General features: G+C 69.8%; 8 protein-coding genes. 3 read left to right on the top strand and 5 right to left on the bottom strand.

What is annotated here, in order from left to right:
* The first annotated feature begins 21 nt into the window (after window positions 1–21).
* Both glf and ACI8AB_RS16095 read left to right on the top strand, forming a co-directional pair.
* Window positions 22–1,209, top strand: coding sequence for a UDP-galactopyranose mutase (gene glf / locus ACI8AB_RS16090; RefSeq protein WP_456950922.1), 1,188 nt, complete (start codon window positions 22–24; stop codon window positions 1,207–1,209).
* Between the two features lie 7 nt (window positions 1,210–1,216).
* Window positions 1,217–3,175 carry a glycosyltransferase gene (locus ACI8AB_RS16095; protein WP_456950923.1) on the top strand — a complete coding sequence of 653 codons (1,959 nt, stop codon included), beginning with the start codon at window positions 1,217–1,219 and terminating at the stop codon, window positions 3,173–3,175.
* Between the two features lie 74 nt (window positions 3,176–3,249).
* On the opposite strand, the gene glfT1 is transcribed toward ACI8AB_RS16095, so the two are convergent.
* The 3 genes from glfT1 to wzm are packed head-to-tail and all read right to left on the bottom strand — an operon-like array spanning window position 3,250 to window position 5,767.
* The gene (gene glfT1, locus ACI8AB_RS16100) at window positions 3,250–4,158 is read right to left on the bottom strand and encodes a galactofuranosyltransferase GlfT1 (RefSeq protein ID WP_456950924.1); all 909 of its coding nucleotides are present in this window, start codon (window positions 4,156–4,158) and stop codon (window positions 3,250–3,252) included.
* Complete coding sequence (gene wzt, locus ACI8AB_RS16105) at window positions 4,155–4,931, bottom strand: galactan export ABC transporter ATP-binding subunit Wzt/RfbE (RefSeq protein ID WP_456950925.1); 777 nt, start codon at window positions 4,929–4,931, stop codon at window positions 4,155–4,157. The genes glfT1 and wzt overlap by 4 nt, the downstream gene beginning before the upstream one ends.
* Window positions 4,932–4,933: 2 nt before the next feature.
* On the bottom strand, window positions 4,934–5,767 hold the full coding sequence (gene wzm / locus ACI8AB_RS16110; RefSeq protein ID WP_387991416.1) for a galactan export ABC transporter permease subunit Wzm/RfbD: 834 nt from the start codon (window positions 5,765–5,767) through the stop codon (window positions 4,934–4,936).
* A gap of 133 nt (window positions 5,768–5,900) precedes the next feature.
* Here wzm and ACI8AB_RS16115 point away from each other — a divergent pair, with 133 nt between their 5' ends.
* Complete coding sequence (locus ACI8AB_RS16115; RefSeq protein ID WP_456950926.1) at window positions 5,901–7,967, top strand: DUF6541 family protein; 2,067 nt, start codon at window positions 5,901–5,903, stop codon at window positions 7,965–7,967.
* 16 nt (window positions 7,968–7,983) lie between these two features.
* On the opposite strand, the gene ACI8AB_RS16120 is transcribed toward ACI8AB_RS16115, so the two are convergent.
* The gene (locus ACI8AB_RS16120; protein ID WP_456950927.1) at window positions 7,984–8,907 is read right to left on the bottom strand and encodes a glycosyltransferase family 2 protein; all 924 of its coding nucleotides are present in this window, start codon (window positions 8,905–8,907) and stop codon (window positions 7,984–7,986) included.
* A gap of 367 nt (window positions 8,908–9,274) precedes the next feature.
* Window positions 9,275–9,711, bottom strand: a 437-nt coding sequence (locus tag ACI8AB_RS16125; protein WP_456950928.1) for an LGFP repeat-containing protein, incomplete at its 5' end; no start/stop codon positions are given.

The following is a 9,711-nucleotide window of genomic DNA, read 5'->3' on the forward strand; positions in this document are numbered from 1 at the left end:
TCGCCGGTACAGTCGCCAGGCGTGACCTCAGCGAGACCTGACCTCGTCGTCGTCGGTTCCGGCTTCTTCGGACTGACCGTCGCGGAACGGGTGGCCAGCCAGCTGGACAAGCGCGTGCTCGTCCTCGACCGACGCGACCACATCGGTGGGAACGCCTACTCCGCACCGGAGCCCGAGACCGGCATCGAGGTGCACGTCTACGGCGCCCACCTGTTCCACACCTCCAACGAGCGGGTCTGGCGGTACGTCAACCAGTTCACCGAGTTCACGAACTACCAGCACAAGGTCTTCTCCATCTATCAGGGGAAGACCTACTCCCTGCCGATCAACCTGGCCACGATTTGCCAGTACTTCGAGCGCAGCTACTCCCCCTCCGAGGCCCGCGCGCTGGTGGCCGAGCAGGCCGGTGAGATCGACACCGCCGACGCGCAGAACCTCGAGGAGAAGGCGGTCTCCCTGATCGGCCGCCCCCTGTACGAGGCGTTCATCCGCGGCTACACCAAGAAGCAGTGGCAGACCGACCCCACCGAGCTGCCCGCCGCGGTCATCGCCCGCCTCCCCGTGCGCTACACCTTCGACAACCGGTACTTCAACGACACGTACGAGGGCCTGCCGAAGGACGGCTACACCGCGTGGCTGCAGAAGATGGCCGACCACCCGAACATCGAGGTGCGGCTGTCGACCGACTACTTCGACGTGCGCGACGAGCTGCCGGCCGACGTGCCAACCGTCTTCACCGGCCCGATCGACAAGTACTTCGGCTACGAGGCCGGTGAGCTGGGCTGGCGCACGCTGGACTTCGAGACGGAGGTCCTGCCGATCGGCGACTTCCAGGGCACCTCGGTCATGAACTACGCCGACGAGGACGTGCCCTTCACCCGGATCCACGAGTTCCGGCACTTCCACCCCGAGCGGGAGTACCCGGCCGACAAGACGGTCGTGGTCCGCGAGTACTCGCGTTTCGCCGAGACCGGCGACGAGCCGTACTACCCGATCAACACGCCCGAGGACCGCGCCAAGCTCGAGCGCTACCGCGAGCTGGCCAAGAAGGAGGCCGCGGAGAAGCGTGTGCTCTTCGGCGGCCGGCTGGGCACCTACAAGTACCTGGACATGCACATGGCGATCGGGTCGGCGCTGAGCATGTTCGACAACCGCATCCGCCCCTTCTTCGACGAGGGCGGTTCGCTCGACGGTCGTCTGGAGGACTGACCCGACCATGACCAGCGAACTGAGCGCCTCGGATCAACCAGTCATCCCGGACGCGGTCGCCGAACCCACTGCCGAGGAGCTCACTCCAGACAAGGGTGTGCAGCTGCTCCAGCGGGTGCTCATGCCCCGTCCCGCCGACCAACTCAAGGTGCGCAGCCTCTACCTGGACGAGGTCAACTCGGGTCGGGCGAAGGCCCGTGACAGGTTCACCGCCGAGCTCGACGCCGGGTGGGAGGTGTCCTTCGCCACCTACTTCAACGCCTTCCCTGCTAGCTACTGGCGCCGGTGGAGCGTCCTGTCCTCCGTCGTGCTGCGTCTGACCGTCTCGGGCAGTTGCCGCATCGACGTCTATCGGTCGAAGGCCGACGGCGAGTCGATGCATGTCACAGGGGCACTCCACGAGGGTCCGGAGCGGACGCTCGAGTTCGAGCTCGACCTCGGCCCCTTCGCCGACGGCGGCTGGTATTGGTTCGACGTCACGACCGACGAGCCGACCACGGTTCGCGACGCGGGCTGGTACGCGCCGCAGCCGCCGGCCGAGGAGCCGCGGCTGGCCGTCGGCATCTGCACCTACAACCGGCCGGTCGACGCCGTCGCCGCGCTCGAGGCCCTCAGCGAAGACGCGACCGTCCGGGACCAGCTGCACCTCGTCGTGGTTGCCGACCAGGGCAACCGCAACGTCCGCGATGCGGCGCGCTACCCGGTGGTCGCCGAAGGGCTCGGTGACCGGCTGCGGATCATCCAGCAGCCCAACCTGGGCGGCAGTGGTGGCTTTTCCCGGACAATCCACGAGGCGTTCGTCAACAGTGACGCCACTCACGTGGTACTCCTCGACGACGACATCCAGCTGGAGCCCGACAGCCTCCTGCGGGCGCGCGCCTTCGCCGCCTTCGGAAAGGCGCCGATGCTCGTCGGCGGGCAGATGCTGGCCTTGCAGGACCGCTCGGTGCTCCATGCCATGGGTGAGATCGTCGACCGGTCAAACTTCTTCTGGCGGAACGCTCCCAACACCGAGTACTTCCACGACTTCGGTGAGGAGTCGCTGCGCGAGACGCCGGCACTGCACCGCCGGATCGACGTGGACTACAACGGTTGGTGGATGTGCCTGATCCCCCGGCCGGTGTTCGAGGCGGTGGGGATGCCTCTGCCGGTGTTCATCAAGTGGGACGACGCCGAATACGGTCTGCGTGCCTTCGCCGCCGGCTTCCCGACGATATCGTTGCCCGGCGCGGCGATCTGGCACCTCTCCTGGGGTGACAAGGACGATGCCAGTGACTGGCAGGCCTATTTCCACATCCGCAATAGACTGATCGCCGCTGCGCTTCACTCACCACACCCGCACGGGGGCAAGCTCTTCCGCGAGATGCTTAAGGCCGATCTGCGGTTCCTCATCACGCTGCAGTACGCGACCGTCGAACTGCACCAGATGGCCTACCGGGACCTCCTCGCCGGTCCCGAGCGGCTCTTCGAGGACATGCCCGCCTCGGTGGTGCGGGCTCGGGAGCGGCGGGCCATGCACCCTGACGGACGCGTCCTCGCCTCCTCCGGTGAACTCCCCCTGCCGTCGATGCCGGCTGCTCAGGCGATCAGCTTCCGCAAGATCCCGGTCAACCCGCTGCAGATCGGCTCCACCCTGCTGAAGGCGATCGCACACAACGCCACCCCGGTCGACCCGGTCACCCGGGAGGTACCGCAGCTGGACCTGGCCTACCAGGACGCCCAGTGGTTCCTCCTGGCCCGGCTGGACAGCGCCACCGTGGGCACTGCCGACGGACGTGGCGTGACCTTCCGCCGCCGGGACCCGAAGACCTTCCGGCGGCTGTTCTCCGAGTCGGTGCGGCTCCTGCGCCGCCTCACCCAGGAGTTCCCGAACCTGCAGCGCCGGTACCGGGCCGCCGCCCCGGACCTGACCTCCGTGGACAACTGGACGAAGGCCTTCGAGGAGTGGGGCTACACCCGGGTCTGAGTGACCGGCACACACAGCGAGGCCCCCGACGGGAACTGTTCGTCGGGGGCCTCGTTGTGTGCCGGTGCGGTGGTTCAGGGCCGGGTGAGCCGTTCCTGTCGGCCGGCACGTGTCAGCGTCCGCCACTCCCGCCAGCCGGAGCGGTCGCGGCGGGACACCAGGAAGAACCAGCCGAAGCGCACGGTCTCCAGTGGGCGCAGCCAGCGCATGCCCGGCTGGGCCATGAGGTAGCCGCGGTTGCGGTAGGTGAAGTACCGCTTGACGTCGTTCGCCGGGTACTGGGCCGACAGCCGCCCGCCGAGGATGGGCGCGAACTCCGTCGTCCCCTCCGGGTGCAGGTAGGCCGCCTGGGTGCAGGTGCCGAAGGGCAGGCCAGCGCGCAGCAGCCGCCGGTGGATCTCGGTCTCGTCGCCGCGGAAGAACAGCCGGTAGTCCGGGACGCCGACGACGTCGAGGGCCTCGGCGCGGAACAGCGCCCCGTTAAACAGCGAGGCGTAGGACGGCAGCAGGTCCAGGCCGGCGAAGTCGCTGCGCCGCCGCCGCCAGCGCAGCCCGCGGCGCAGCGGGAAGGCGAGCCGGTCCGGGTCGGCCATGTCGGTGACCAGCGGGCTGACCTCGGCCAGGCCGTGCCGCTGCGCGGCGTCCAGGAGGGTGGCGAGCACGGTCGCGTCGGCGGGCCGGCCGTCGTCGTCGGCGCACCAGACCCAGTCCGCGCCGAGCGCGAGGGCGTGCAGCATGCCGTAGGCGAAGCCGCCGGCGCCGCCGAGGTTGCGCCGGCTGGGCAGGTGGGTGGCCGGCAGCCCGCTGGCCGCGACGACGTCGGCGGCCGACTGGTCGGGCCCGTTGTCGACGACGACGACGTGGTCGACGCGGCGGGTCTGGGACGCCAGCGCGGCCAGGCTCTCGACGAGCAGCTCCCGCCGGTGCCGGGTGACGACGACGGCGACGACGCACTCCCCCGCGGCCGGGACCGCGGCGCTCACGCCGGCAGGCCCTTGTAGGCCCGCAGCACCTCGTCGAGGTCGCCCTGCTGCTTGATCCGGCCGTGCTCCATCCAGATGCCGGTGTCGCAGAGCTCGCGCAGGAACTCGTCGGAGTGGGAGGCGAACACCAGCAGGCCCGAGCGCTCGACGAGCTCGACCAGCCGCTGCTTGGACTTCTCGAGGAAGGCGGCGTCGACGGCGCCGATGCCCTCGTCGAGCAGCAGGATCTCGGGGTCGATGCTGGTAACGACGCCGAGGGCCAGCCGCACCCGCATGCCGGTGGAGTAGGTGCGCAGCGGCATGTGCAGGAAGTCGCCGAGCTCGGTGAAGTCGGCGATGTCGTCGACCCGCTCCTGCATCTGCTTCCGGCTCATCCCGAGGAACAGCCCGCGGATCATGATGTTCTCGAGGCCGGAGATCTCCGGGTCCATGCCGACACCGAGGTCGAACACCGGCGCGACGCGGCCGCGCACCTCGGCGTGGCCACGGGTCGGCTCGTAGATGCCCGACAGCAGCCGCAGCAGCGTGGACTTGCCCGCGCCGTTGTGCCCGACCAGGCCCACCCGGGCGCCGTGCTCGAGGGTGAGGGTGATGTCCCGCAGGGCCTCGATGACCGGCACCTTGGCGCCGCTGTCGATGTTGCCCCCGACCAGGCCCATGACGGTCTTCTTCAGCGACCGGCTCTTGGCGTCGAAGATGGGGAAGTCGACGCACGCGTCCTTGGTCGTGATCCCGATCGGGCCGTCGGCGCCGGCCCCGTTGACGTCGTTCATGCTCACACCCAGTAGGAGACGCGGGACCGGTAGCGGCGCAGCACGAACATCGTGAAGGCCCAGCCGGCCACCGTGATGGCGAGGACGACCACCCAGTACCGCAGCTCCTGGTCCTGTCCCAGGAGCGGTCGCCGGATGATCTCCACGAAGTGCAGGAAGGGGTTGAACTCGGCCAGCCGCGCCCGCTCGGCGATGGCGGGGTTCGGGCTGTTGACCAGCTCGTCGTAGATCCACACGATCGGCGTCAGGAAGAACGCCAGCTGCACGACGCTCTGCGTGATCGGCAGGATGTCGCGGAACCGCGCGGTGATGACGCCGACGGCGAGGGAGACCCAGGCGCCGTTCAGGGCGAGCAGCACGAAGGCCGGGACGACGGCGACGGCCGTCCACCTCAGCGGCTGCGGGAACACCAGCAGCATGACCAGGTAGACGATCATGTTGTGGGCGAAGAACAGCGTCTGCCGCCACACCAGGCGGTAGACGTGCACCGACAGCGGCGCGGGCAGGTGCTTGATCAGGCCCTCGTTGGCGATGAAGACCTCGGAGCCCTCGTTGATGCACCCGCTGACGAAGTTCCAGACGATGAACCCGACGAGGACGTGCGGCAGAAACCGCGACAGCTCGATGTCGAACAGCCCCGAGTAGAGGATCCCGAGCGCGACGGCGGTGACCGCCATGCTGATGGTGATCCAGATCGGGCCGAGGACCGAGCGGCGGTAGCGCTGGCGGATGTCCTGCCAGCCCAGGTGCCCCCAGAGCGTCCGCTGCTCCCAGCCGCGCCTGAGGTCCGCGACGGCTGCGGCGAGCGTCCGTCCGGCCGGTTGTGCGAGTGCCACGGCGGTCCACGCTACCTGCGGATCCGCCGCCTGGGCGGTGCCCGCTGGGGGTAGCGGGACCCGTGGGACTGCCGGTCCCAGGTGGACGGACAGGTCCGTCGGTAACCCGGCATGCGATGCCTGCTGTCGTACCGTGGCGACGATCGCCCACCCGGCCGCGCGGCCGACCACACAGTCTGGACCCGTCCTCGTGAGCCTGCACGACGTCCTCGTCCCCGCAATGAGCCTCCTGGTTCTCGCCGTTCCCGGACTGGCGCTCGCCGTGCTCACCGGTCTGCGTCCAGCCACGTCGCTGGCTGTCGCCCCTTTGCTCACCTACGGCCTGGTGACTACCGCAGCCACCGTCGCCTCGTTTGTCTCGTTCCCGTGGGAGCCGTGGACGCTGGCCGTAGCCACACTGCTCGCCGGGGCAGTCATCATCGGGTTGCGCGTGGTCACCGGCCGCGGACAGTCCTGGCGAGGCCGGGTGTCCATCGAGCGCCCGACCCGACCCGGCCGGCGCGACTGTGCCGTGATTGGCGGCGTCCTCCTCGGCGGCGCTTTGGCGGCGGCCGTGTTCCGCGCCGCGTTCGGACGGCTCGACGCGCTCAACCAGGACTGGGACTACGTCTTTCACGCCAATGCCGTGCGTCTGATCGCTGACACCGGTGACGTTGCTCCGGCAGCGATGGCACAGATCAACGAATGGGAGTCGACGTCCTTCTACTACCCGAACTCCTACCACGCGCTGGGAGCGGTCGTCCGCGACCTGACCGGGGCTGGGGTGTTCGAAGTGCTCAACAGCCAGACGATGTTGGTGGGGCTGGTGGCGGGACTGGGACTGGCCGGCCTGCTGCACCGCTTCAACGCACCATGGACCGTCTCGGCCACCACGCCGGTCCTCCTCGCCGGGTTCTCCGGCTTTCCCTACGACGTGCTGTGGCGCGGCCCGCTGCTGCCCTACGCCATCGGTGTGGCGCTGATCCCTGCCTTCGTCCTCCTGCTCGACGTGGTACTGCACCGTCGCGGCCCGGCTCCCACCCTGGCGTTCGCGCTGGGTGCGGCCGGACTCCTGGGTCTGCACCCGAGCACGGCGCTGTCGGCTGCGCTGTTCGTCCTGGTGTACCTGGTCGTACGTTGGTGGAGGTCCCCGTCGGCGGTGCCCGGGGACCTCGCCGTCCTGGTGGGCGGTGGTGTGGCCGCGCTCGTCACGGCCTTGCCGGCCGTCCGTGGCGCTCTCAACACTGGGAGTCAGGCCGCCGAGATCGATTGGCCGGCCATCTCCAGCACCGGTCAGGCGCTGGGGGATCTGCTCCTCCTCAACCACGGGACCCGGGCACCCCAGTACTGGTTGGCGCTCCTCGTCCTGCTGGGACTCCTGTCACTGGTCCGGGCCCCCTGGCTGTGGGCCTGGACAGGCGGCACAGCAATCGCCTTCGGGTTGTTCGTGGCGGCGGCGTCATCCGACAGTCGGCTCGTTGCGGACCTGACCGGCCCGTGGTGGAACGACCGCTGGCGCTTCGCGGCACTGGCGGTCATCGGGCTGGCGCCGCTGGCGGCGCTCGGCCTCTCCAGTGCGGCAGATGCCGCCCAGCGGGTGCTGCGGCGCGTCACGAGGGGACGGCTAGGACATGTTCTCCACCCTGCAGTTCCCGTCGCCTTGGTCGTCGCCGGGCTCCTGGTCGTCGTCGTGGCCTCGGACGGGCTCTACGCCCCGCGCAACTACGAGCGCGTGGCAGTCAACCACCGCACCGATCACACGCTCAATCAGGACGAGATCGATGCCATGCATTGGCTGGCCAACCACTCGACCGGTGGCACGGTCATGAACGACCCCAACGACGGATCGGCCTATCTTCTCGCGGAGACCGGCCTGCGTCCGCTGTTCGGTCACGTGATCAACCCGCCCGTCGTGCCGCTCATGGGCAAGACCCAGCGGCTGCTCCTCGAGCACTTCAACTGCCTGGACGCCTCCCCGACCGTGCGTCAGGCGGTCGAGGATCTCGGCATCAAGTACGTCTTCCTCGGAACGGGCTACGTCCGCCCTGGTTTCGAGCGGCTGACGGGGCTGCGCGGGCTGGACTCCTCGCCGTCCCTGGAGTTGGTGCACCGTGCGCCCGGGGTCCGTGTCTTCGAGGTCGACCTGACCGACGCGCCCACCGAGCCGGTGCGCGCCTGCACCTTGCCCGAGGAGGACGGCGCTGGGGGCAGCGAGGGCTGAGACCCGACGAGGGAGGTCAGGAGGCGCGCTTGCGCAGGAGGAGCGAGCCGGGGAGCCCTCCGAAGCCATGGCGCAGCAGCGTGCGGACGGCGTCGGGACGGCGCTTCTGGACCGCCGCCGGCAGGTAGGTCAGCGCGTGCAGGCGCGAGGAAGCGTGAACGCGCGCCGCGCGGGCGGCACGGTGCCAGCCCCTGCGCTGGAGTTCCTCGGCGGCGTTCAGGAAGAAGCGGCGCTCCTCGTCGAAGCGGGTGCCGTCCAGCGCGCGCCAGGATGAGTCGCTCCCCGAGTGCCGGCGGTACGCGAAGCACACGGTGGGGTCATACACCAGCGTCTCGCCGCGCATGAGCAGGTCGAGGACGAGCTGCAGGTCCTGGACCACGTGGAGCCCGGGCCGGAAGCCGATCTCCCGGATCTTGGCGACGTCGAAGCACAGCGCCGGGAAGTACAGCCAGTTGCCTCGCAGCAAGCTGCGGGCCAGCTCCTCCCCACCCATGGCCGTCCGTCGGCCTAGCTTGGGCTGGTAGAGCCGCTTCTTGGTCTCGTCGACCAAGGTGCGCACCTCGGTGCCGTGCTCGTCGATGACGCGGACGCCCGGCTGAATGACCGCCGCGTCGGGATGGGCCTGCCGAGCCGCGGTCACGACCGCCACGTAGTCGGGGAGCATCAGGTCGTCCGCGCCGAGGATGACGACGTCGCTCTCGCGGGCGAGGTCAATGCACTTCTCGTAGTTCTTGTTGGCCCCGAGGTTGACCTCGTTGCGGACGTAGGTGACGCGGGCGTCGCCCAGCGCGCCGAACCACTCGGCGACGGTCGGATCGGGGTACCCGTCGTCGACGACGGTCAGTCGCCAGTCGGGGCTGGTCTGGTCCTGCACGCTCCGGACGGTGGCACGGAGCATGTCCGGGTCGCCGTAGAACGGGATCATGATGTCGAGCGTCAACGGGGCTCCTCGTACAGGGTGGTGTGGGGGACGGGTTGAGGTCGGGGACGCGGTTCGAGGTGTGGGACGGGGCTCGGGCACGGTGGATCGACACCCCAGGAGCGGAATGGCGGTGGTCACGTGTGCCGGTGCGCGGCGGCCGCCACGGCCTGCCCCGGCTCCGACACCGGCAGGGGGCGAGTGACGGGACCAGGGACCGCACTGAACCCCCGCGGGAGCCGCTGAGGGCGAGGAGCACGCCTTTCTCGCACCTCCGCTCGGTCGCGACCGTCCGGGGGAGCGCCCCGACTGTAACGGAGCGCTCCCCGCACCACCGGGCTGACGGATCGCACCGACTGCGGCCCCGGGAGGGACGCCAAGCCCTGGCTCAGGCCGGCTGAACCTGCACCACGCCGTCGACGACGACGAGGGCGCCATGGGCGAGGTCCACACGCTGTCGGCCGTCCCGCACGTACACGTCGCTCACCGGCGCGCCCAGAGGACCGGTGGACGCACCGTTGGCGACGTAGGCGTCGAGCAACTGCTGCGTCATCCGGTGCACCGAGGACACGGCCGACCAGTGCAGGACGCCGTTGCGGAACGCCTGCGCGCTGTCCGGGCCGGCCGGCGTCTCGTCCCCGGTCGGCGCGCCGAGAGGCCCGTCGACACCGCCCGTGGACAGCCAGTAGTTCCCGATCGCGCCGCGCACGGCGTGGGCACCGCCGGCCGAGGTCCACCAGATGCTGCCGCTCTGGAAGTCCTGCACCCGGGCCGCACCCGATGACCGCTCCCCGCCCACCGGGAAGCGCAACACGCCGGCCGGCC

This window comes from Geodermatophilus sp. SYSU D00698 (assembly GCF_054050335.1).

Bases quoted from the DNA above. Each gene is read 5' to 3' on its own strand.
- ACI8AB_RS16095 (WP_456950923.1), top strand. From the start codon at position 1,217: ATGACCAGCGAACTGAGCGCCTCGGATCAACCAGTCATCCCGGACGCG.
- wzt (WP_456950925.1), bottom strand. From the start codon at position 4,931: ATGAACGACGTCAACGGGGCCGGCGCCGACGGCCCGATCGGGATCACG.